Annotated in this window: 17 protein-coding genes; 10 read left to right on the forward strand and 7 right to left on the reverse strand. The window is 59.9% G+C overall.

All coding sequences use genetic code 11. The annotated features are described in order from the left end of the window. Window positions 1–138 precede the first annotated feature (138 nt). Window positions 139–1323 (forward strand): thiolase family protein, encoded by a 1185-nt coding sequence (locus tag HX868_RS11940; RefSeq protein WP_177002995.1) that lies wholly within the window; start codon window positions 139–141, stop codon window positions 1321–1323. Between the two features lie 70 nt (window positions 1324–1393). Continuing rightward, window positions 1394–2350, forward strand: coding sequence for a DMT family transporter (locus HX868_RS11945; protein ID WP_177002996.1), 957 nt, complete (start codon window positions 1394–1396; stop codon window positions 2348–2350). Here the strand turns inward: HX868_RS11945 and HX868_RS11950 are convergent. After that, window positions 2347–3729: a class II fumarate hydratase gene (locus tag HX868_RS11950; RefSeq protein WP_177002997.1), complete on the reverse strand. Its 1383-nt coding sequence runs from the start codon at window positions 3727–3729 to the stop codon at window positions 2347–2349. The genes HX868_RS11945 and HX868_RS11950 overlap by 4 nt on opposite strands. 193 nt (window positions 3730–3922) lie before the next feature. Here HX868_RS11950 and HX868_RS11955 point away from each other — a divergent pair, with 193 nt between their 5' ends. From HX868_RS11955 to HX868_RS11965, 3 genes are all read left to right on the forward strand, one after another. Beyond that, a complete protein-coding gene (locus tag HX868_RS11955; protein WP_016976397.1) occupies window positions 3923–4441 on the forward strand; it encodes a DUF2059 domain-containing protein in 519 nt (172 codons plus the stop codon). Between the two features lie 6 nt (window positions 4442–4447). Further along, window positions 4448–4741: a BolA family protein gene (locus tag HX868_RS11960; RefSeq protein WP_177002998.1), complete on the forward strand. Its 294-nt coding sequence runs from the start codon at window positions 4448–4450 to the stop codon at window positions 4739–4741. A 155-nt stretch (window positions 4742–4896) separates the two neighbouring features. After that, entirely contained in the window at window positions 4897–7602 is a 2706-nt protein-coding gene (locus HX868_RS11965; protein WP_177002999.1) for an RHS repeat-associated core domain-containing protein, read from the forward strand. 57 nt (window positions 7603–7659) lie between these two features. On the opposite strand, the gene HX868_RS11970 is transcribed toward HX868_RS11965, so the two are convergent. The 3 genes from HX868_RS11970 to HX868_RS11980 are packed head-to-tail and all read right to left on the reverse strand — an operon-like array spanning window position 7660 to window position 12164. Next, window positions 7660–8484 (reverse strand): hypothetical protein, encoded by an 825-nt coding sequence (locus tag HX868_RS11970; RefSeq protein WP_177003000.1) that lies wholly within the window; start codon window positions 8482–8484, stop codon window positions 7660–7662. After that, window positions 8397–9680, reverse strand: coding sequence for a neuraminidase-like domain-containing protein (locus HX868_RS11975; RefSeq protein ID WP_177003001.1), 1284 nt, complete (start codon window positions 9678–9680; stop codon window positions 8397–8399). The genes HX868_RS11970 and HX868_RS11975 overlap by 88 nt, the downstream gene beginning before the upstream one ends. Window positions 9681–9716: 36 nt before the next feature. Further along, window positions 9717–12164, reverse strand: coding sequence for a Tc toxin subunit A (locus HX868_RS11980; protein WP_177003002.1), 2448 nt, complete (start codon window positions 12162–12164; stop codon window positions 9717–9719). Between the two features lie 236 nt (window positions 12165–12400). Here HX868_RS11980 and trhO point away from each other — a divergent pair, with 236 nt between their 5' ends. The 5 genes from trhO to HX868_RS12005 all read left to right on the forward strand — a co-directional run bounded on the left by trhO (window position 12401) and on the right by HX868_RS12005 (window position 19157). Continuing rightward, entirely contained in the window at window positions 12401–13342 is a 942-nt protein-coding gene (gene trhO / locus HX868_RS11985) for an oxygen-dependent tRNA uridine(34) hydroxylase TrhO (protein WP_122725778.1), read from the forward strand. Between the two features lie 36 nt (window positions 13343–13378). Continuing rightward, window positions 13379–13981, forward strand: a complete 603-nt coding sequence (locus tag HX868_RS11990) for a DsbA family protein (RefSeq protein WP_177003264.1) — start codon at window positions 13379–13381, stop codon at window positions 13979–13981. Continuing rightward, window positions 13974–15776 carry an ABC transporter ATP-binding protein gene (locus HX868_RS11995; RefSeq protein WP_033900940.1) on the forward strand — a complete coding sequence of 601 codons (1803 nt, stop codon included), beginning with the start codon at window positions 13974–13976 and terminating at the stop codon, window positions 15774–15776. The genes HX868_RS11990 and HX868_RS11995 overlap by 8 nt, the downstream gene beginning before the upstream one ends. A 71-nt stretch (window positions 15777–15847) precedes the next feature. Then, the gene (locus HX868_RS12000; RefSeq protein ID WP_177003003.1) at window positions 15848–18310 is read left to right on the forward strand and encodes an EAL domain-containing protein; all 2463 of its coding nucleotides are present in this window, start codon (window positions 15848–15850) and stop codon (window positions 18308–18310) included. Window positions 18311–18389: 79 nt separating this feature from the next. Next, complete coding sequence (locus HX868_RS12005; protein WP_218168663.1) at window positions 18390–19157, forward strand: iron-containing redox enzyme family protein; 768 nt, start codon at window positions 18390–18392, stop codon at window positions 19155–19157. 145 nt (window positions 19158–19302) lie between these two features. Here HX868_RS12005 and HX868_RS12010 read toward each other — a convergent pair whose 3' ends face one another. From HX868_RS12010 to HX868_RS12020, 3 genes are all read right to left on the reverse strand, one after another. Continuing rightward, entirely contained in the window at window positions 19303–20229 is a 927-nt protein-coding gene (locus tag HX868_RS12010) for a GGDEF domain-containing protein (RefSeq protein WP_016976404.1), read from the reverse strand. 307 nt (window positions 20230–20536) lie between these two features. Next, a complete protein-coding gene (locus HX868_RS12015) occupies window positions 20537–21811 on the reverse strand; it encodes an MFS transporter (protein WP_033900945.1) in 1275 nt (424 codons plus the stop codon). A 54-nt stretch (window positions 21812–21865) separates the two neighbouring features. Next, window positions 21866–23020, reverse strand: a complete 1155-nt coding sequence (locus HX868_RS12020; protein WP_177003004.1) for an acyl-CoA dehydrogenase family protein — start codon at window positions 23018–23020, stop codon at window positions 21866–21868. Window positions 23021–23056: the final 36 nt, after the last annotated feature.

A 23056-nucleotide genomic window follows, 5' to 3' on the forward strand; every position in this document is an offset into this window, starting at 1 on the left:
TTTTCGCGAGCAAGCTCGCTCCTACAGATAGGTTCGGCGCCATGCTTTTGTATAGGCGGGGTGAATGATCGTCGCGGTTGGCGGAAGGTGGATCTATCCTCGATCCATCTCCCAACAATCACAAGATCGAGGTAGCCCATGCGTGAAGTAGTGATCGTCGACAGCGTGCGAACCGGCCTGGCCAAATCCTTTCGCGGCAAGTTCAACCAGACCCGCCCGGATGACATGGCGGCCCATTGCGTCAACGCGTTGCTTACCCGCAATGGCATCGACCCGGCGACGGTGGAGGACTGCATCGTCGGTGCCGGCTCCAACGAAGGTGCCCAGGGCTACAACATCGGGCGCAATGTGGCGGTGCTCTCGCAATTGGGCACCGGTACGGCGGGGATGACCCTCAACCGATTCTGCTCGTCGGGCTTGCAGGCGATTGCCATCGCGGCCAACCAGATCGCGTCGGGCTGCAGCGATATCATCGTTGCCGGTGGCGTCGAGTCCATCAGCCTGACCATGAAAAGCGTCAACACCGACAACCTGATCAACCCGCTGCTGAAAGAGCAGGTGCCGGGTATCTATTTCCCCATGGGCCAGACTGCCGAGATCGTCGCGCGTCGCTACAACGTCAGTCGCGAAGAGCAGGACGTGTACGCCCTGCAAAGCCAGCAACGCACCGCCCAGGCTCAGGCAGACGGTTTGTTCAACGATGAAATCGTGCCGATGGCGGTCAAGTACAAAGTCGAAGACAAGAACACCGGTGAAGTGCAGGTGCTCGAAGGCGTGGTCGACCGTGACGATTGCAATCGCCCGGACACCACCCTGGCCAGCCTGCAAGGCTTGAAGCCGGTATTTGCCGAGGACGGCTCGGTGACGGCGGGTAACTCGTCGCAGCTCTCCGACGGCGCCTCGATGACGCTGGTGATGAGCCTGGAAAAAGCCCTAGCGCTGGGGCTCAAGCCGAAGGCGTTTTTCCGTGGGTTTACGGTGGCCGGCTGCGAGCCGGACGAGATGGGCATCGGCCCGGTGTTCTCGGTGCCCAAGCTGCTCAAGGCCAAGGGCTTGCAAGTAGCGGACATCGACCTGTGGGAACTCAACGAAGCCTTTGCGTCCCAGTGCCTGTATGCGCGAAATCGCCTGGAAATCGATAACGCCAAGTACAACGTCAATGGCGGCTCGATCTCCATCGGCCACCCGTTCGGCATGACCGGCTCGCGGCAGGTGGGGCATCTGGTACGTGAGTTGCAGCGGCGCAATCTGCGTTATGGCATCGTCACCATGTGCGTGGGCGGTGGCATGGGCGCCACCGGATTGTTCGAAGCGGTGCGCTGATCTTCGCTACACAAAGTGCGTCGGGTGCCCCTAGAATGCTGCTCCACTTCCTCTGGCTTCTGGGGCACTCATGCACATCTCTTCCGGCCGCTGGGTCTACGGTTTTCTCCTGACCCTGCTGACCGCGTTTCTCTGGGGCATCTTGCCGATCAAACTCAAGCAGGTGCTGCAGGTGATGGACCCGATCACCGTCACCTGGTTTCGCCTGATCGTGGCCGGAAGTTGCCTGTTTATCTACCTGGCGTTGACCAAACGCTTGCCCAGCCGCAAGGTATTGGGCCCCAAGGGCGGTTGGCTGGTGGGCATGGCGGTGTGCGGCCTGGTGGGCAACTACGTGTTGTACCTGGTGGGCCTGAAAATGCTCAGTCCCGGCACCGCGCAACTGGTGGTGCAGATGGGGCCGATTTTCTTGATGATCGCCAGTGTGTTTGTGTTCAAGGAGCGTTTCAGTCGCGGGCAGGTGCTCGGGTTATTCGTGTTGATTGCAGGCTTTGGGCTGTTCTTCAACCAGCGTCTGGAGGAGTTGCTGACGTCCCTTGGCGCCTATACCGCCGGCGTGCTGACCATCCTGCTTGCCACTTCAATCTGGGTGTTTTACGCCCTGGGCCAGAAGCAGTTGCTGACGGTGTGGAACTCGCTGCAAGTGATGATGGTGATCTACCTCACCTGCGCCTTGTTGCTCACGCCTTGGGCGCATCCCCTTGAGGCCTTGGACCTGAGCCCGCTGCAAGGCTGGCTGTTGCTGGCGTGCTGCATGAACACCCTGGTGGCCTACGGCGCTTTTGCCGAGGCGCTTGCCCATTGGGAAGCTTCGCGGGTCAGTGCGACCCTGGCGCTTACACCGCTGGTGACTTTCGTGGCGGTCGCCCTGTCAGCCTGGTTGTGGCCGGAATATGTGCAGGCCGAAGAGATCAACGCCCTGGGCTATGCCGGGGCGTTGGTGGTGGTGCTGGGTTCGGCGACCGTGGCGCTGGCGCCATCGTTGCTCGCCGGGCTCAAGGCCCGGCGGTTGCGCATGGCGTCCTAGGCGCCGAGCATGTCCTGCGGGCGAACCCACTGGTCGAACTCCGCGTCGGTGAGGTAGCCCAGGTCCAGCGCAGCCTCCCTTAGCGTCAACCCTTCGGCGTAGGCCTTCTTGGCGATTTCCGCCGACTTGTCGTAGCCGATGTGCGGGTTGAGCGCGGTCACCAGCATCAGCCCGCGCTCCAAGTGCTCGGCCATTTGCACGGGGTCTGGTTCAAGCCCGGCCACACAGTGTTCCTGGAAGTTGTTGCAGCCGTCGGCCAGCAGGCGGATGGATTCCAGCAGGTTGTGGATGATCACCGGCTTGTACACGTTCAACTGCAAGTGCCCCTGGCTGGCGGCGATGCCGATGGTCACGTCATTGCCCAGCACCTGGCAGGCCAGCATCGACAGCGCTTCGCATTGCGTCGGGTTGACCTTGCCCGGCATGATCGAACTGCCGGGCTCATTGGCAGGCAACTTCACCTCGGCCAACCCGGTGCGCGGGCCGGAGCCCAGCAGGCGCAGGTCATTGGCGATTTTCATCAGGGCCACGGCCAGGGTTTTCAGCGCGCCGTGTAGCGTCACCAATGGCTCATGGCCGGAAAGGGCGGCGAATTTGTTCGGCGCGGTGACGAACGGCAAGCCCGACAACGCCGCCAGCTCGGAGGCAATCGCCTCGCCAAAACCGTGGGGCGCATTCAGCCCGGTGCCGACGGCGGTACCGCCCTGAGCCAACTCGCACACGGCGGGCAGTGCGGCGCGAACGGCGCGTTCGGCGTAATCAAGCTGGGCGATGAACGCCGAAAGCTCCTGGCCGAAGGTGATCGGCGTGGCATCCATCATATGAGTGCGGCCGGTCTTAACCAGCTTCATGTGCTTGGCTGCTTGTTCAGCCAGGCCGCCGGAAAGCGTGGCAATCGCCGGCAACAGACGCTGATGCACGGCCTGCACTGCTGCGATGCTCATGGCGGTGGGGAAGCAGTCATTGGAACTCTGGGAGCGGTTCACGTGATCGTTGGGGTGCACCGGGCTCTTGCCGCCGCGCTTGTTACCCGCCAGTTCATTGGCGCGGCCGGCGATCACTTCGTTGGCGTTCATGTTGCTCTGGGTGCCGCTGCCGGTCTGCCACACCACTAGGGGAAATTGGTCGTCATGTTGCCCTGCGAGCACCTCGTCGGCGGCCTGTTCGATCAAGCGGGCGATGTCGGCGGGCAAGTCGCCATTACGGTCATTGACTCGTGCTGCGGCCTTCTTGACCAGGGCCAGGGCGTGCAATACCGCCAGCGGCATACGCTGTTCGCCAATGGCGAAGTTAACCAGCGAACGTTGGGTCTGGGCGCCCCAGTAAGCGTCATCCGGGACGTGAACTTCTCCCAGGCTGTCGGTTTCGATACGGCTCATCGGGCACACTCCTTCAGGTCTGTTTGCGCAGTTTAGGCCGTGTTCGGCCTAGTGGGTTCCCTAAAAGACTTTTCATCGGGTTCATCCCTCGAGAATCCTTGTCCTACATGGCTTGGGGTTGAGCCATAAGGTTTTTTAGGCGCAGAATGGGCGCCCTTGGGGTCTGACCTCGCCTGCTAGAAAAGGAAACTCGATGACTCGTCTTCGTGCCATCTGTACCGCGGTTGCTTTGGTTTGCGCCAGCGGCCAGGTTCTTGCCGATACCGCCAGCCACAACGCCAGTGCCGAAGCCTTCCTTACCCTGGCCCATGCCGACAAGCTGGGTACCCCGGTGTACATGCAAGTGCAGCAAATGTTCGCCCAGCGTTTTGAACAAACCAAGGCGCCTGCCGCCAAGCAGTCCGTCCTGGACAGCTACCAGGCCAAGGCCAACGCCGCCCTGGACCAGGCCATCGGCTGGCCAAAGCTGAAACCTGACATGGTCAAGCTCTACACCACCAACTTCAGCGAGTCCGAGCTCAAGGACCTGGTTGCCTTCTACCAGTCGCCACTGGGCAAGAAAGTCCTGGAAAAAATGCCGCAGCTGACCCAGCAATCGGCCCAGATGACCCAGGCCAAGCTGGAAAGCGCCGTGCCGGTAGTCAACAAGCTGCTGGAAGACATGACCAACGAGCTGTCGCCTAAAGCCGCCGCTCCGGCCAAGAAGAAGTAAGCAGGAATGACCATGCAACAGCGTATCGAAACGGCGCTTGCCGTCCTGGGCACCGACCACTTGAGCGTGCTGGACGAAAGCCATATGCACAGCCGTGGGTTGCAGACCCACTTCAAGGCCGTGCTGGTCAGCCCGCAGTTCGAGGGGCTCAACCGCGTCAAGCGCCATCAGAAGGTCTACGCCACCCTGGGTGACCTGATGAGCGAGTTTCATGCGCTGGCGCTGCATACCTACACGCCTGAGGAATGGGCGAAAATCGACGCAGCCCCGGCTTCGCCGACCTGCGCCGGCGGGCGTTGAGTCTTGCTTGAAGCCTGCGGGCGCGTGTTGTCTGTGCCCGCAGGTGTCCCCTTTCCGAACGTGTATTTGGATACATAAAACCCTTCGCAATACCGCCTCTGCAGAGAAGGCCCGCCTTAGACTTTTTTGACCTTAGCCAATCAGGTCACTCGTTCATGTCGACTTCTTTGCATCGAAATACACCCTCTTTGAAAGCTGTTGATCCTCGCGGGCTGACAGTCCGTACCGTTGAATATCACCGCGTGAACGTGACAGACACCCCGCGAGCGCGGGTTACGCGTCAGGTTTACGGGGCCAGTGGTTTTTTGCTTGAACAGTGGGACCCGCGTCAATTCGCACGCGGTACTTCCGGTGTGGCGTCGCGCTCAAGTGTTTACAGCCTGTCGGGCGAGGCCGTGCGCACCGAGAGCGCCGACGCGGGCTGGCGCCTGGTTTTGCGCGGTGAAGCGGGGCAGCAGTTGCATACCTGGGATTCGCGCGTGGCGTATCAGGAGTATCATTACGACCGTTCGCTACGGCCAGTGGCGGTGTTTGAGCAGGCCGCACAGGAGCCGCGACCTCGTTGTGTCGAGCGCCTCACCTATGCGGCGGCGGTGCCCGCTGAGACAGCCGGCAACCGCTGTGGTCGGCTGATTCGTCATGCCGACCCGGCCGGCGTTCTGCGGATGGATGAGTATGGTGTCGGCGGGAGCGTCATCCAGCAGACGCGACAATTTCGCGCGGACACGTCGCCTGGCGACTGGCCATCGAGTGATGAGGAACACGTCGGGCAGTTGGAGCCCCAAGCCCATACCACGCGGTGGCGCTACGATGCCGTGGGAGCGCTGCTGGAGCAGACGGATGCCAAAGGCAATCGTCAGCATCGGCGTTACGGAATGCAAGGCCGGCTGAAGGAGGTTGCGCTGACCCTCAAGGAGGGGACGCGCAAAGTGTTGATGGACCAGCGTGTGTACAACGCCAACGGGCAAGTGGAGTCAGAGCGGGCGGGCAATGAAGTGACGAAGGTCGCGAAATACGCCGCTGAGGATAACCGCTTGCTGCAATTGACGGTGTACCGCAAGGGCCAGGCTGCGACGCCCTTGCAGGATCTGGTGTACGCGTACGACCCGGTGGGCAACATCCTCAGCCTGCGCGACCTGGCTCAGCCGACACAATGGCACAGCAACACCCTCATCAATGCGTTCAGCAATTACCAGTACGACAGCCTGTATCAATTGATCCAGGCCAGCGGTCGGGAAAATGCCGGCAACAGCGGTGCTCAAGCCTACCCGGGGCAGGTGAGGTTCGGTGCCACCGACCGTGGGCTCTGGCGCAATTACACCCAGCAGTATACCTACGATGAAAGTGGCAACTTGACGCGTCTGAGCCACCTACCGAGCAGCGGAACAGGCTATACCCGGGACATGGGTGTGGCTGCGGGAAGCAATCGTGCCGTGTCCGTTATCGAAGGCGCCTCCGGCCAATGGGCGACGCTGTTTGATGCCAACGGTAATCAACAAGCGCTGGGCAGCCAGCAGCTTGGTTGGAATGTACGCAACCAACTGAGCCACGCGACCCAGGTGCCGCGTGCGCAGGGTACCCCTGATGTGGAAAGCTATATTTACGACGGCCAGGGCCAACGGGCAATCAAGGTCAGAAGCCAGGAGATCGGTGGGAAGCCCCATACCCAGCGCACCTTTTACTTGCCGGGTGTGCAACTGCATCAACACAAGGGCAAACGCTACAATCTGCTGGACATTGAAACGGGCGGCGGGCAGGTTACGGTGGTGCAGTGGGAAGTCGGGCGTCCCAGTGAAATGAGCGCCGAGCAGTTGCAGTTCAGCCTCCTCGATCACCTCAACAGCAGTTCATTGGAGTTGGACGAGCAGGCTCGGCTGTTGAGCCAGGAGTATTACTACCCTTACGGTGCAACAGCCTGGTGGGCTTCCAACGGTACCCTGGCAGCCGACTATAAGTTACGCCGTTACTCGGGCAAGGAACGCGATGCGACGGGGTTGTACTACTACGGATCCCGCTATTACGCGCCGTGGTTGCAACGCTGGGTCAGCCCGGACCCCATGGGCGATGTGGACGGTTTGAATCTGTATACGATGGCCCTGGGCAACCCCTTGCGATTCAGCGACGCCGATGGCACGCAAGCGTCGTTTGGCGAACAATTTCAACCCAGTCGAGGCGATATCATTTTCGGTAAGGGGAGTACCGTGACTAGCTACCGCAGCTTCTGGTCAAAGTTGACGGCACGTGGGGACGCAATGGTCACCTATTTCGGGGTTGAAGAAATGGGGGCGGCGATGGCGAGGTTGAAAAAAACACTCCCCCCCGTATACGTTCAGTACGGGAAGGGCAGGCTCACCGACGATGAGTTTGAGCAACAACTCCAGGTGCATGGCGCACCAATTGCACAGCAGTTCTATGACGCCATTAAGTCGAAGTATGCGGGCTGTACGTCGACCGCGGCCAACCGAGAGTTCGCGAAGAAATTCGTGAGTGACTATTCTTCTGGTACCTATTCGTTCGAGGAAACCCTTTTAGACTATGGCATGAGCTTGAGTAATTTCGAGCGTAAGCTGGTCAGCCGAGCCAGTAAGTCAGCTCTGAAGACTCTGACGGACCCTCAGAGTATTCGCCAGGTGCATTTCGCTCTTGATCATCTGGACATGGCCGGAGTGATCAATAAGACCGAGACCTCTTTCGCCGGTTCGGAGCTGCGCTGGCTTTATCGGCATCGATCGCGCGTGCCAGGCCATGTGACGTTCTATCGCCAGCGACAACAGGTTGAAGCTCCTTGGAAGTCCAACCCGACCCTTTGGCGTCGCTATAAACCTTACAGCTCGAGGGGGGCAGTGCGGGCCACACGCTGACTGAACGGATCAGAGTGGCCGCCTCGCAACGGTGAGGCGGCCACGGTGGCCCAGGCTTTACTGTTCAGTCAATGGGGTATTGGGAGAGCTCCCCTGCGTGTCGTTTTCATCCTCGCTGACGGTGTACCAGGCCCAGTAGGTGGTTTGTCGCATTGCGGCCCTGGCAGTGAGGGTTAGGGTGGGCCTCCCCAAGGCGTCATAAAACTGTTTATCGCTGTGCCAGAACTGGCGCAATGACTCTCCGTGGATATAACGATGAGCGTTGGCGTAATAGGGGCGATAAATCCGAATGGTCCAGCCTTTGGCGCTGTATTCGTTGTGCTCGTTGACACACCAGCGCGGGTCGGCCTGAACCTGTTGGATGGCGCCGTCCTTGGCCACCAGGTCACCGCTGTCCGCCACGGAGCAGGCGAGTCCAGGCTCGGTTTTTTGTTTGCTTTGCAACGTGCGCCCAACGCCATCCCAGCAGGTCAGGGTCATCTGGATAAGTTGCTCCCCATCCTCGTTGTAGCGGTCGGCGCTCAACCTGAGGCTGTGGGCGGGCTCCCGTGGGGCCTTAGCGATCAAGTCAGACAAGGCTTTCTCACTCGTACTCAGCAGCGCTGGGTTTTTTTTCAAGCGCAGCCTGGCGGTGGCGCGTATGTAGCCGTCGGGCAATAGATAGCCACTATTAACCCAGGCTGCCTGTCGGTCTGCCGTGTCGATGCAGCCCATCCAACTGAACGGGTCGTGAAGCCAGGCACTGGCAACCTTGCCGAGGAGTGCCGCGGGTGCCTGAATGACGCTGTCGACACTTAAATCCTCCGGTCGTTGATACGCCGACAAAGGCCCAAAACCGACAGTCTTGCCTGACTCGTGCCCTTGGAGGGTGGTGGCGAGCAATCGCCCGAATGCGTCGTACAAGGCTTGCTCGACTGTGCCGTTTGAGTCGGTGATTTTGACCGGCTGGAGCAGGCGGTAGTCATGCTCGGCCTGCGTGACGCAGTCGTCAGGGTGTTTGACCTGAATGACCTGGCACCAGTACCCAGGAACAGTGTCGGAACGGAACGACTATCGACCACGGCGACGGTCTGCGTGATGCTGTAAAGTTGCGCCGACGTGAGCGTGTTGATACTACGGGGGACGCAGTAGTCTTCCACGCCCGTGTGTGGAAGGCTCCAGGTGCCATCCAGTTTTTTATAGGAAAAGCACAAGCGAAACTTCACGAACTGGCTGCTCAACCACTCAGCCTGGCGTTGTTTTTCGTCGTCGTCCTCCTCCCCGTTATCACCCTTGCCGTTTTCCGCTGGCTCGAATGAGTTGTAGGGCGAAGGCTTGACGCACTCGGCCCAAACAATAAATAGCCGGTTATTGAACAGGACCGGACGAATACTGTGGTCGGGCGTATCGGCGGAGAACGTCAGGTGGATTTGTTTCCAGTCAGTCCACGCCAGTGGCGCAGGCGTCTTAGGTGTGACGGTGGAGCGTTTGGACAGGTCCAGCGAGCGCCAATAATAGAGGTTGTCAGTGGCCGACTTGCCGACGAGATAATAAGTGCTGGTGGCCAGCTGTGAGTCATCACCGTCAATATAGCCATTGAGCGTACGAATACTGGCGATCCCTTCGAACCGTGACAGATAGCCTTGTATGGCGTTTTGCACAGTGCTGGGTTGCATCCGATGCTGGTTGAGCTCGTTTTCCAGTTGCGCAAAGCTCTCACTCTTGTCCTCACGCAGTGTGGGGTCGAGGAAATTTTGCGGGTGATAGCGCAGTTGCTGGCTGGCGCTCCACAGGGGGTAAGTGTGCAGGGACTCCTGCCAGGCCAGGCTTTCGTGGGGCAACATGCCCTGGGTCTCATAACCCGGTTCGAGGCCTGAGCGGATCCGGTTGATGTAGTGCTGCAGACTGGTGATCGCACTGGCGACCGGGCTGGTCGGTACAGCCTGGCTGACCTGTACGTCCAGGAGCCAGTAGTCGTACAGGTCGTTGGGGGGGCGTAGCGAGTCTTTAAGGTCAGCATCGATGCAGTGAGCCAGATAATAGCCGAGCATTGCGTCACGGCAGGCTTCATTGAGCTGATGGTCGAGGGTCTCAGACATGGTCATTCCTTGAGTCTGGCGGTTGAGGGTGCGCCGTTACTGACGGGCGGCGATGATGGCTTCGCCCACGGATTTCCATTGACTGAAATTGCTGGCGGTATCCAGTTTGCTGGCGTCGAGCAGCGTTTGGCTGGAGAGGCGGGTGATGGTGCAGGCTTGTCGGCAGCGCATGATCCAATCCAGCTGCTTCATGGACGTCAGCTTTTTTTGGGGCAAGGAGTCGGTGAGCACCTGCAACTCTTTTTCGTTCCAGCCCAACCATTGACTTAGCCGGGCGTTGATGTTTTGAGGCGTGTTGCTGTTGGCGCTCTGGAAAAACGCCAAGAGGCTTTCCTGGGCCATGCCGTAGGTATCGCAGCAGTCTTTGAAACGCTGCAATAGATAGAGAGTGCCTAGGCTCAGGTCGACCAGTGATCGGCGGGGCTTGTCGCTGTCCAGCCAATGCGGGTTGAGCAGCAATTGACGCAGTGACGTGCTGGTCACCGGCAAACGCAACAGCGTGGTGATATCCGGCGCGAGCAGGATCAGCTGTTTGGGTGTGGGCGCAGTCTGCGGGCTGATGAAGTGTCGTTCGTAGTAGGACATAAGCTCTGTGCTGTCGAGGGGCGGCACCGCGCTCCCCAAGAACTGTTTGATGCTCGCCTGCGCTCCTAGAGCCAGCAAGTCGTTCCAGCGTTGCAGTGCGGGGTTATCAGTGACAGGCTCCAGCAGTAATTGCTGGCGCAGCTGCGTTACGCTGGTGTTGCTGTCCTTGAGCCAGGTGACCGCCCAGTCCAATTGCATGAGCACATCGAGAAAATCCACCGAGGCGCCGCTCCCGGCACGCAATGCAGGGGTGATCAGCGTGCTCCAGGTGGACGGGCCGAGCAGGTCGGCCAGTTGTTTGCAGTGCAAGACAGACAGGCCGAACACCTGGGCGATTCGTGCCTGTCGATAGATCGCGGAGTGCGTAGCAAGACTCCGGGTGGCAGATACAGGCAACGCCTCTATCAGCAGTTGCAGCGAATCTGGTGTGTCACTCAGCCCTAACGCGGTGCATAGCTGTTGGCGGGTCTGCGAATCGAAGACCAGGCCGTCCAGCGGTAGCAGTTGCTTGGACAACGCTGTGCGATTGAACACCTGATCGAACAACGGTTGTTCGTTGGCGCTGGCCTGCACCGGTAAGAGATCCAGCCATGCCGAAAATTCCAGCGGTTTTACCCGATAGTGCCGACTGAAGTAGCGGTAAACCCCCAGGGCACGCAGCGTGTTGCGGGTTATCTGCAAATTGACCGTGCCCTCACAGGCCATGGCGCTGACGATCAGCGTATCCAGGTCGGTAAACGGTAGATCGAGCCATTTTTGCAGGCGAATCATACGGTGCAGACGGTCGAACCGATCGGGGGTGGTATTGAGCAGTTTCGCGGTGGGCTCGTGGGCGGATGTGCCCACCTCAATCCTAGTGGATGGATCACTTGTTGGGCCATTGATATAGCGGGCACCATGGGTGGCCAACGCTTGTTCTGTGACCGAGCGAGAGGTATGGGGGGCGAAACTGTTTTGCGACAGGAGCGCTTGCAGCTGGGTACTGTCCAACGCCGTACATTTCAGAAAGTCGTCGAGTTTTTCTGGTGCGCTTTTTCCGCCCAAGTAAGTTGCAAGCAGCTTTGCATCGGTGATGGGTGACTGCGTTAGCAGTGTTTGCTGTTCGGGACTCAATTCGCTGAGCAGACATTGCGCATGACCATTGGTGGTGCCGTACTGTGCGCTGCTGGTCTCGTCAAACGGCAGCTGCAAGCTGATTCGATAGTTCAATTCACCCAAGGTGTGCTGGGTGCCTGACAGCCCCAGGCGGCATTGATGGTGATGATGGTGGTAAGGCAGCATCAAGGGGTAGTGTTGCTTGGTCAGCAGAGCGTTCAGCTCCTCATTTCTATGATGGAGTTCGATCTGTTTGCGCAGCATCTCATCGACGAGCGAGAGCAATGGTCGCTGACCAAACGTACTCGCGTGGTCTATCTTCAGTGTTTTCAGATCCGGGCGCCGTTTGCTCAAGAGGTTTTTTGTCCCTGGGCCCGCGCCGGTTTTTTCCAATTGTGTGGCGAACAGATACAGCGCGCGCAGGTAGGCTACCGGAGAATCTATAGCGGCGATGGCGTCAGGTGCGCAGATGCTGCTCCAGTCGTCGTCGAACTGGGTCGAATAGGCCAATTCCCCGCTGCGTTTTCTGCGAGCAGGGGTTTGGGTGGGGGCTGGCAGTTGCTGGTCGTATAGCCATTGCAACTGGCTGGCGTAGGCCAGTGCGGCGTTGTGGATCACCGCGCCATTATCCTCGTTGAGCATGGCCAATTTCTTGATGAATTCGGCCTTGGGCATGTCGGCGATGTCGAAGACGGAGGTGAGATTCAGCATGCTCGCGGCCGCGATGAAGTCGACTTTACCTTCACGGGGCACAACGGGATTTTCCACCAGTTTGGGCAGTAATAGACTGCTGGTTTTTGTCATGGTAACGATCTTCCTGTAAGCCCACAGGTGGATCCAATGGGCATCGAAAGACGCTATCACCCAAGTCTTGCCGGCCGAGGTCAGCCAATGCCGCGAGGGTGTCAAGGAAATATCGGCGACTGAGTGTCGATGCAGTGGCGTCGCGGTTTTGTTAGAATGCGCGCCGCACGGCCTGGCCTGCATTTTTTTGCATCCGGTTCACCCTTTACGAGGGTAGCCACCTGGAGAGAACACCCATGACTCAACCGATTGTCGTGGCGGCACTGTATAAGTTCGTCACCCTCGAAGATTACGTCGCCTTGCGCGAGCCCTTGTTGCAGGCGATGGTCGACAACGGCATCAAAGGCACCTTGCTGATTGCCGAAGAAGGCATCAACGGCACCGTTTCCGGCAGCCGCGAAGGCATTGATGGCCTGATGGCCTGGCTGAAGCAAGATCCGCGCATGGTCGACATCGACCACAAAGAATCCTACTGCGACGACCAGCCGTTCTACCGCACCAAGGTCAAGCTCAAGAAAGAGATCGTGACCCTGGGCGTCGAAGGCGTCGACCCGAACAAGAAAGTCGGTACCTACGTCGACCCGCAGGACTGGAACGCGCTGATCAGCGACCCGGAAGTGCTGTTGATCGACACCCGTAACGACTACGAAGTGTCCATCGGCACCTTTGAAGGCGCGATCGACCCGAAAACCACCAGTTTTCGCGAATTTCCCGACTACATCAAAGCCAACTTCGACCCGGCAAAGCACAAGAAAGTCGCGATGTTCTGCACCGGTGGCATTCGTTGCGAGAAGGCGTCGAGCTACATGCTCAGCGAAGGCTTTGACGAGGTCTATCACCTCAAGGGCGGCATCCTGAAGTATCTCGAAGAGGTGCCGCAGGCAGAAACCAAATGGCAGGGCGACTGTTTTGTTTTCGATAATCGCGTGACCGTGCGCCACGACCTGAGCGAAGGCGACTACGATCAATGTCATGCCTGTCGTACACCGGTCAGTGTCGAAGACCGCGCCTCCGAGCATTATGTGGCCGGCATCAGTTGCCCGCATTGCTGGGATAAGCTGCCGGAGAAGACCCGTCGCAGCGCGATCGACCGCCAAAAGCAGATCGAGCTGGCCAAGGCCCGCAACATGCCGCACCCGATTGGCTTCAACTACAAGCAAACCCCTTCCGAGGCCTGACCCATGTCTGCGCGCCTGCTCTATGTAATGGACCCGATGTGTTCCTGGTGCTGGGGTTTTGCCCCGGTGGCCGAGGCGTTGGTGGAGCAGGCCCAGGCGGCCGGCGTCGAGCTGCATCTGGTGGTAGGCGGCTTGCGTACCGGCAGCGGCGCAGCGCTGGAGCCGACCACTCGGCGCTATATCCTGGAACACTGGCAGGCGGTCACTGACGCCACCGGCCAGCCGTTCAAGCGTGAAGGTGCATTGCCCGACGGTTTTGTCTATGACACGGAGCCGGCGTGCCGCGCCATCGTCACCGCCCGGAGTCTGGCGCCGGACTGCGCCTGGAAACTGCTGGGGCTGATCCAGCGTGCGTTCTATGTCGAAGGCCGCGACGTGACCCTCGCCAGCGTGCTGGTGGAGCTGGCCGAGCAGGCGGGTATCCCGCGTATCGAGTTTGCCGGCGAGTTTGACCGCGCCGAGCAGCACGCCGCCACGGCGGCTGATTTCACCTGGGTGCAAGACCTGGGCATCGCCGGTTTCCCGACGCTGCTGGCCGAGCGTAATGGTCAGTTGGCGTTGCTGACCAACGGTTACCAGCCGCTGTCCGAGCTATCGCCTTTGTTGAGCCGATGGCTGGAGCGAGCCACCTGTGCATGAACCCGCCCAGCGCACCGATCGCCTGACCTGGGCGGAAATTCGCCGTCTGGCCCTGCGTCACAAGAAATCCCTGTGGATCGCCAATGGCGTCGCCGTGCTGGCGACCCTGTGCAGCGTACCGATCCCGTTGCTGTTGCCGCTGCTGGTGGACGAAGTCCTGCTGGGCCATGGCGACGCGGCGCTCAAAGTGATGAACCACGCGCTGCCGCTGGGTTGGCAGAAAGCCGCCGGCTATATCGGCCTGATGCTGCTGGTGACCCTGTTCCTGCGCTGTGGTGCGTTGGTGTTCAACGTGGTGCAGGCGCGGCTGTTTGCGCGATTGGCCAAGGACATTGTGTACCGCATCCGTGTGCGCCTGATCGAGCGGCTCAAGCGCATTTCCCTGGGCGAGTACGAAAGCCTGGGCAGCGGCACGGTCACGACTCATCTGGTCACCGACCTCGACACACTGGACAAATTCGTCGGCGAAACCCTCAGCCGCTTCCTGGTGGCCATGCTCACACTGGTGGGCACCTCGGCGATCCTGGTGTGGATGCATTGGCAACTGGCGCTGCTGATCCTGTTGTTCAACCCGCTGGTGATCTACGCCACGGTGCAGTTGGGCAAGCGCGTCAAACACCTGAAGAAGCTGGAAAACGACAGCACCTCACGGTTTACCCAGGCCCTGACTGAAACCCTGGACGCGATCCAGGAAGTCCGCGCCGGCAACCGCCAGGGCTTCTTTCTCGGACGCCTGGGCCAACGCGCCCAGGAAGTGCGCGACTACGCTATCCATTCCCAGTGGAAAACCGACGCCTCCAGCCGCGCCAGTGGTTTGCTGTTTCAGTTCGGTATCGACATTTTCCGCGCAGCCGCCATGCTCACCGTGCTGTTCTCCGACCTGTCCATCGGCCAGATGCTCGCGGTGTTCAGCTACCTGTGGTTCATGATCGGTCCGGTGGAGCAGTTGTTGAACCTGCAATACGCCTACTACGCGGCGGGTGGGGCGCTGACGCGGATCAACGAACTGCTGGCGCGTGCCGATGAGCCGCAGTACGCCGGGGGCGAAGATCCCTTCGTGGGGCGTGAGACCGTCGGCATCGAAGTGCGCGGCCTCAATTTCGGTTATGGCGAAGATTTGGTGCTGGATCAGTTGAACCTGGCTATCGCGCCGGGTGAAAAGGTCGCGATCGTCGGCGCCAGCGGCGGCGGCAAAAGTACCCTGGTGCAATTGTTGCTCGGGCTCTACACGCCCCAAGCCGGGACTATTCGCTTTGGCGGTGCCACCCAGCAGGAAATCGGCCTGGAGACCATTCGCGAAAACGTTGCCGTGGTGCTGCAGCACCCGGCACTGTTCAATGACACCGTGCGCGCCAACCTGACCATGGGTCGCGAACGCAGTGACCAGGCCTGCTGGCAAGCACTGGAAATCGCTCAGCTGGATGCTACCGTCAAGGCATTGCCGATGGGCCTGGACAGTGTGGTGGGGCGTTCCGGCGTGCGGTTTTCCGGCGGGCAGCGCCAACGTCTGGCGATTGCGCGCATGGTGTTGGCCGAGCCGAAAGTGGTGATCCTCGACGAGGCAACTTCCGCCCTGGACGCTGCCACCGAGTACAACCTGCACCAGGCACTGGCGCGGTTCCTCAATGGCCGTACTACACTGATCATCGCCCACCGTCTGTCGGCGGTTAAGCAGGCTGACCGAGTATTGGTGTTCGACGGCGGTCACATTGCCGAGGACGGTGACCATCAGCAATTGATCGCTGACGGTGGTTTGTACGCCAAACTTTATGGGCACTTGCAACAAGTTCGTTGATTTAGCCTAGGCTGAGCTATCGGAAGCGGTGTTTCGCGTGCGTATCCAGCGGTGCATGTGCAAGGGGCTTCATGAAGCAAAAGCGGACTCTCGGAACGCCACGGCTGTTGGGCATTGTCTGGCCTTTTATCGCCGTCGTACTGTTCCAGGCATTGTTAGGCTGCGTCAGTCTCTACGTGCTCTCGGCAGTGCGCGGCTATGTGGCAGGTGAAAGTCTGTGGTCCAAGGGCCAGAAAGATGCCATCTATTACCTGACGCTCTACGCCGACAACCGTGACGAAACCACCTACCTCAAATACCAGCAGGCGATTGCCGTGCCCCAGGGCGGGCATGAATTGCGGGTTGCGCTGGACCAACCCACACCAGACCTCAGCGCTGCCCGCCTGGGCATCCTCAAAGGTGGCAACCACCCGGACGATGTCTCCAGCCTGATCTGGCTGTACCTCAATTTCCGTCATTTCAGCTACCTGGAAAAAGCCATCGAACTATGGACAGTCGGCGATGGCTACCTGGTGCAACTGGATGATCTCGCCCGTGAGATGCACGGCGCGATCACCCGCGACCAGGTGAGCGCCAACGACGTGCGCCAGTGGAAAGCCCATATCACCGCCATCAACGAAGGCGTGACACCGGCGGCCAAGGCGTTCAGTGATGCCTTGGGCGAAGGCTCGCGGATGATCCTGCGGTTGCTGCTCACCACCAACCTGGCCACGGCTCTGGGCCTGATCGTATTGGCGCTGCTGCGTACCCATAAGCTGCTGACCCAGCGTCACGCGTTTGCCGACGCCTTGCAGCAAGAGAAGGAGCGAGCGCAGATCACGTTGGAGTCGATTGGCGATGGGGTGATCACCACCGATGTCGACGGCGCCATCACTTACATGAACCCTGCGGCCGAGGCGCTGACCCATTGGAATTCGGCCCAGGCCCATGGGCTGCCCCTGGCGGGGCTGTTCAACCTGCTGGACGACAACGCCCAGCCCGACGGCTTTACGCTTATTGAACACATCGTCAAGGGCCAGCTCAGTGGCGGCAGCGAGCATTCCAAAACCATCCAGCGCCTGGATGGCAGCACGGTTTCGGTGACGCTGGTGGGTGCGCCGATCCGCAGCGCCGGCAAGGTCACGGGGGCGGTGCTGGTATTGCATGACATGACCCAGGAGCGTCAATACATCGCCAACCTGTCCTGGCAGGCGACCCACGACGCCCTGACCGGCCTGGCCAACCGACGCGAATTCGAATTCCGTCTGGAGCAGGTGCTGCATCCCACAGCGCAGCATTTGGGCGAGCGGCATGCGTTGATGTTCCTCGACTTGGACCAATTCAAACTGGTCAATGACACCTGTGGCCACGCGGCCGGTGACGAATTGCTGCGGCATATCTGTGCGCTGCTGCAGTCGGACCTGCGCGAGGGCGATACCCTGGCGCGGCTGGGCGGTGATGAGTTCGGCATCCTGCTGGAGAACTGCCCGGCGGCGGTGGCAGAGAAGATCGCCGAGAGCCTGCGCCACACGGTGCAAAGCCTGCACTTTGTGTGGAAGGGCCGGCCGTTCATGACCACCGTCAGCATTGGCCTGGTGCATCTGGGGCAAACCCCGACGACGCTGGAAACCTCACTGCGCGCCGCCGACATGGCCTGCTACATGGCCAAGGAAAAAGGCCGCAACCGCGTGCAGGTGTACCACGCCGATGACTCGGAACTGTCCCTGCGGTTTGGCGAAATGGCTTGGGTGCAGCGTCTGCACATGGCGTTGGAGGAGAACCGCTTCTGCCTGTACGCCCAGGAGATTTCACCGCTGGGGCATACCGACGGGGGCAATGGGCATATCGAGATCCTGTTGCGCCTGCATGACGAGGCTGGCCGTATCATCCTGCCCGACAGCTTTATCCCGGCGGCCGAGCGTTACGGTCTGATGACGTCCCTGGACCGTTGGGTGGTCGAGAATGTGTTCAAGATCATCAACCGGTGTATGCAGGAGCGGCCGGGTCGTCCCATGGCCATGTGTGCGATCAATCTGTCAGGCATCACCATTGGTGACGATGACTTTCTCGGCTTTTTGCGTGAGAAGTTTCATACATACAATATTCCGCCGGGCATGATCTGTTTTGAAATAACCGAGACCAGTGCTATCGCAAACTTGGGCAGTGCGATCCGCTTTATTAATGAACTCAAAGCCTTAGGCTGTCATTTTTCGTTGGATGACTTTTGTGCCGGAATGTCCTCATTCGCCTATCTTAAACATTTACCTGTAGACTTCCTGAAGATCGATGGAAGTTTCGTAAAGGATATGCTGGACGACCCGATTAACCGCGCAATGGTCGAAGTGATCAACCACATCGGCCATGTCATGGGTAAGCGCACAATTGCTGAATTTGTCGAGACACCGCAAATCGAACAGGCATTACTCGAAATTGGTGTGGATTACGCTCAGGGCTACCTGATTGAACGACCGCAATTGTTTACCTTTGATAGCTTGCAGTGTCGACCTGTGCGGCCGCAGCCTCTGTTATTCAAGGCGCCCGGCACATTCCGCTGAAACATTTGCTGGTCTGTACAATCACACTTAAAAAGGAGCCTTAACAGTGATCGACACATTCATCAGAACCGGCCCGCTTATGGAAGCCTCCAGTTACCCCGCCTGGGCTCAGAAACTGATCCTGGACTGTAGCGAGAGCAAGCGCCGCGTTGTCGAACACGAACTGTACCAGCGCATGCGCGACAACACGCTCAGCGCCAAGACCATGCGCCACTACCTGATCGGTGGATGGCCCGTGGTGGAACAGTTTGCCTTGTACATGGCACAGAACCTCACCAAGACCAAATTTGCCCGCCATCCTGGGGAAGACATGGCGCGCCGCTGGCTGATGCGCAATATTCGCGTGGAACTCAACCACGCCGACTACTGGGTGCATTGGGCCCGTGCCCACGGTGTGAGCCTGGAGGAGTTGCAGGCCCAGAACGTACCACCGGAACTGCACGCGCTGAGCCATTGGTGCTGGCACACCAGCTCTGCCGATTCGCTGATCGTGGCCATCGCCGCAACCAACTATGCGATCGAGGGCGCCACCGGGGAATGGTCCGCGGTGGTGTGTTCTACCGGCGTCTACGCGGCGGCTTTCCCTGAGGAAGAGCGCAAGCGTGCGATGAAGTGGCTGAAGATGCACGCGCAGTATGATGACGCTCACCCCTGGGAAGCGCTGGAAATCATCTGCACCCTGGCCGGAATGAACCCGACCAAGGCACTGCAGGCCGAGCTGCGCCAAGCCGTGTGCAAGAGCTACGACTATATGTACCTGTTCCTGGAAAGCTGCATGCGCCTGGAGAAAGAAAAAGCCCCAGCCGTGGTGCGCGAGCGCCAGGCGCGGGTCGCCAGCGAAGCGTGATGCAACCGTTGTGGCGAGCGGGCTTGTCCCGCGTTGGGCCGCGAAGCGGCCCGCTTTTTATTCAAGAGCAGGGGACTGCTGCGCAGTCCAACGCGGGGCAAGCCCGCTCGCCACAGTAGTCCAGTGCGCTACAGCTAAAGGAGGGTTACCCCGCCATTGCCAGGCGGTTGCGCCCTTCGCGCTTGGCCACGTACAAGGCGCTGTCGGCCCGACGCAGCAGGCTTTCGGCAGACTCGGCGGCCAGCAAGGTCGAGCAACCCAGGCTCACCGTCAATTCGATCCGCGTGTCATCCGCCCAATAATCCTGGGCCTGCGCCGCTTGGCGCAGGCGCTCACCGACCATCGCCGCCGCATCCCGGCCGGTGTTGGACAGCAGGATCAGAAACTCTTCCCCGCCAAACCGAAACACCATATCCACGTTACGCAACTGGCTCTTGATCGCCCCGGCGACGGCGCGCAGTACCTTATCGCCAGCGGCGTGGCCGTAAGTGTCGTTGATGGTCTTGAAGTGATCGATGTCCAGCATCAGCAAGGACAGCGGATTGAGGTGCCGGCGCGCCATGTCGATTTCCCGTTGCAGGGTCTGGTCCATGGCGATGCGGTTACCGGTCTCGGTGAGCGGGTCGCGCAAGGCGCTGCGGGTGGCGGCGCGGTAGAGCAGGGCGTTGCGCATCGGGTAGAGGAGGGTGGCCAGCAGGGATTCGAGTTGGCCGAGTTCTTCTTCCGCCAGGCGCTGGTTGCGGCGAAAGATCAGCTCGCCCAGGTGCTCACCTTCATGGCTCAGGCTGTAACTCACCGAATGGTGGCCGCGATGGCCGAATTCCAGGCGCAAGTCGCTGGCTTGGTGGCGGTATTGCAAAGCGTCCAAGGGCACCAGGCGCTGGATCTCACGGAAGAACACACCGAGGATGCGCTCCGGCTCCAGGCTGGTCTGCAATTGCAGGCCCAGTTGCTGGCGAAGTTGAGCAAGGGTAGTAGGGCGGCGGGGGAGGAGGGATGGCTGACCAAACCCCAGGCGTTGCAATTTGGCACTGTCAAAGTCAATTGCGTTGGTCTGGGTAGGTGTTTTCATAAGCGATCGGCCTCTAAGCACTTGGCTGTCTTACAGGCTCGATGAGAGTGGCGAGTGCCAAGCGTCTTACTGTTCCTTCAGTTCCGTAAAACATGAGTAACAGTTTAGACCGCTTTGCAATGGGTTATAACCCCTGGGCACTGCCGCACGTCTTGTCATCGCTTAACCTGCTTGAACAGGCTGAGAGCGAGATTCATGCCAAATTGCTTCAAATTAATAAAAAGCCTTATAAATCAAGCGACTGTTTTTATCGTTAAAAACAGTCGCTGAACGATGACGCCAGTTAATTGGCAACTAAGCGGTGGCCTTACTGTTTCTGCGGATCGAATTGTTTATCGCGAATAAACAACGCCGGTATGACACCGCAGATAAAGTACGCGCCGCCCATCACCAAAAAGCCCATGCCGATGGAGCCATGGGACGCCAGGAAACCGATCGCCGCCGGCGCCACCGCTGCGCCGATACGACCGATGTTGTACGCACCGCCCACCGCCGAACCGCGAAACTTCGCTTCGAAGCTTTCGGTCATGTAGGTGGCATTGACGCCGTAGGGAATCCCATACAGGAAGCCGAACACCACCAGCATCCACAGAATATTCTCGGGGCTCTGGAACAGCACGATCACCGGCAGGAAGATCGCCGTGCCCAGGGCGCCGAACGCGAACACCGCGCGACGTCCAAGGCGGTCCGCCGCCAGACCCGCCAGGATCTTGCCGAAGATCATCGCCGCATAAGTGCCGACCATGTAGCTGGTCATCGACTTGAAGTTCATCCCCAGCTCGCTTTCCAGGTACGACGGCATCCAGTTGTTCACCCCGTAGTAACCGAATTGCAGGAAGCCTGCGGTCAGGGCCCAGAGCAGGAACATGCGGCTGGCCTTCGGGTCGCTGAAGATCAGCTTGAACATGCCATCGGGCTTTTTCTTCAGGGCGTGCTGGCTGCCGTTGGCTTTGTCTTTCGCCCGTTCGGCGCGTGCGGTCAACCAGGCCTGAGGCTCCGGCACCAGGCGCTGCATCAGCACGGCGAGGATCACCGGGATGATGGCCACGTAGAACAACCAGCGCCAGCCGTGCTCCGGAAGGATCCAACCCGCGAGCAAGGTGGCGACGATGTAGCCCACCGACCAGCCTGCCTGCAGGGTACCCAGCACGGTGGTGCGGTAGCGGGTCGGCACGTATTCGGCCATCAACGTGTTGCACGCCACATACAACGCGCCCAGGCCGAGGGAGGCGAAAAACCGAGTGGCTGCAAATTGCCAATAGCTGTGGGTCATGCCCAGGATCGCCGTGCCCACGGAAAACAGCACGATGCTCCACACCACGGTTTTCACCCGGCCGAAACGGTCACAGGCCCAGCCGCCGTAGATACCACCGATGGCCATGCCGGCCAGGGTGAAGCTGCCCAGGCTGCCGGCTTCGACGCTGGTCAGGCCGAACTCGGCCTTGAGGCTGCTGAGGCTGTAGGACAGCAACATCAGGTCCGCGCCATCGATCAACAGGCCGAGGAAGCAGAAGATGAAAACGACGATCCACAGTTTGCTTTTTGCAGGCGACAACGCGCCCGCCGATGCGGCGACTTCCATAGCGATACCTTGCTTGTAGTTGTTAGGGCATTGGGTATGGTGGTGCGGTAAGGCCTAGCGTTGCGCCGCGCGAATCATGTTGCGGGCAATCACCAATTGCTGGATCTGCGTGGTGCCTTCATACAGGCGGAACAGGCGCACATCCCGGTAGAAACGTTCGATGGCGTACTCGCTGATATAGCCGGCACCGCCGTGGATCTGCACACAACGGTCAGCGACGCGGCCGCACATCTCGGTGGCGAACATCTTCGAACATGAAGCCTCGGTGCCGATGTCCCGGCCTTCGTCGCGCTGGCGGGCGGCGTCGAGCACCATGCAACGCGCGGCGTAGATCTCGGCCTTGCTGTCGGCGAGCATGGCCTGGATCAGCTGGAACTCGGCAATCGGCTGGCCGAATTGCTTGCGCTCGATCGCGTAGTTCAGCGCGTCGTTCAACATGCGTTCGGCAGCACCCACGCTGACGGCGGCGATGTGCAGGCGGCCTTTGTCGAGGACCTTCATCGCGGTCTTGAAGCCCACGCCTTCCACGCCACCGATCAACTGGCTGGCCGGCACGCGTACGTTGTCGAAGATCACGTCGCTGGTGTGGGCACCTTGCTGACCCATCTTGTGGTCGCGTTTGCCCAGGGACAGGCCGGGTGTGTCACGTTCGACGATGAACGCACTGATACCGGCCGAACCACGGATCGCCGGGTCGGTGCGCGCCATCACGGTGAAAATCCCGGCGTGGGGCGCGTTGGTGATAAAGCGCTTGGTGCCGTTGATCACATAGTGGTCGCCATCGCGCACGGCGGTGGTTTTCAGTGAGGCGGCGTCGGAGCCCGAGTCTGGCTCGGTGAGGCAGAACGAGCTGAGCAGCTCGCCGCTGGCCAAAAGCGGCAGGTAGTGTTCTTTCTGGGCGTCGGTACCATCCAGCAGGATGCCGATGGAGCCGATGCCATTGTTGGTGCCGAAGTAGGAGCGGAAGGCCGGTGAGGTGCGCCCCAGTTCAAAGGCGATGGTCACCTCTTCTTCCATGGTCAGGCCCAGACCGCCGTAGGCTTCGGGGATGGTCAGGCCGAACAGGCCCATGTCCTGGAACTGGCTGACGATGTCCGCTGGGATTTCATCGGTCTCGGCGACTTCGTTTTCCCGCGGGATCAGCGCTTCGTCGACGAACTGCGCAATGGCGTCCACCAGGATATGAAGCGTTTGTGCGTCTCGGATCATGTGCATTCCTCAGCGGCCCGTTCGGCGGGCCTGTTA

Origin of the sequence: Pseudomonas reactans (genome assembly GCF_013385825.1) — a bacterium.
Classification (GTDB): domain Bacteria; phylum Pseudomonadota; class Gammaproteobacteria; order Pseudomonadales; family Pseudomonadaceae; genus Aquipseudomonas; species Aquipseudomonas reactans.

What these genes read in the sequence shown, in the direction of transcription:
- HX868_RS12015 (WP_033900945.1), bottom strand. Translation starts at nt 21,811, where the DNA reads ATGGAAGTCGCCGCATCGGCGGGCGCGTTGTCGCCTGCAAAAAGCAAA.
- HX868_RS12005 (WP_218168663.1), top strand. Translation starts at nt 18,390, where the DNA reads ATGGAAGCCTCCAGTTACCCCGCCTGGGCTCAGAAACTGATCCTGGAC.
- HX868_RS11950 (WP_177002997.1), bottom strand. Translation starts at nt 3,729, where the DNA reads ATGAGCCGTATCGAAACCGACAGCCTGGGAGAAGTTCACGTCCCGGAT.
- HX868_RS11955 (WP_016976397.1), top strand. Translation starts at nt 3,923, where the DNA reads ATGACTCGTCTTCGTGCCATCTGTACCGCGGTTGCTTTGGTTTGCGCC.
- HX868_RS11960 (WP_177002998.1), top strand. Translation starts at nt 4,448, where the DNA reads ATGACCATGCAACAGCGTATCGAAACGGCGCTTGCCGTCCTGGGCACC.
- HX868_RS12000 (WP_177003003.1), top strand. Translation starts at nt 15,848, where the DNA reads ATGAAGCAAAAGCGGACTCTCGGAACGCCACGGCTGTTGGGCATTGTC.
- HX868_RS11980 (WP_177003002.1), bottom strand. Translation starts at nt 12,164, where the DNA reads ATGACAAAAACCAGCAGTCTATTACTGCCCAAACTGGTGGAAAATCCC.
- HX868_RS11965 (WP_177002999.1), top strand. Translation starts at nt 4,897, where the DNA reads ATGTCGACTTCTTTGCATCGAAATACACCCTCTTTGAAAGCTGTTGAT.
- HX868_RS11945 (WP_177002996.1), top strand. Translation starts at nt 1,394, where the DNA reads ATGCACATCTCTTCCGGCCGCTGGGTCTACGGTTTTCTCCTGACCCTG.
- HX868_RS12020 (WP_177003004.1), bottom strand. Translation starts at nt 23,020, where the DNA reads ATGATCCGAGACGCACAAACGCTTCATATCCTGGTGGACGCCATTGCG.
- HX868_RS11940 (WP_177002995.1), top strand. Translation starts at nt 139, where the DNA reads ATGCGTGAAGTAGTGATCGTCGACAGCGTGCGAACCGGCCTGGCCAAA.
- trhO (WP_122725778.1), top strand. Translation starts at nt 12,401, where the DNA reads ATGACTCAACCGATTGTCGTGGCGGCACTGTATAAGTTCGTCACCCTC.
- HX868_RS12010 (WP_016976404.1), bottom strand. Translation starts at nt 20,229, where the DNA reads ATGAAAACACCTACCCAGACCAACGCAATTGACTTTGACAGTGCCAAA.
- HX868_RS11975 (WP_177003001.1), bottom strand. Translation starts at nt 9,680, where the DNA reads ATGTCTGAGACCCTCGACCATCAGCTCAATGAAGCCTGCCGTGACGCA.
- HX868_RS11990 (WP_177003264.1), top strand. Translation starts at nt 13,379, where the DNA reads ATGTGTTCCTGGTGCTGGGGTTTTGCCCCGGTGGCCGAGGCGTTGGTG.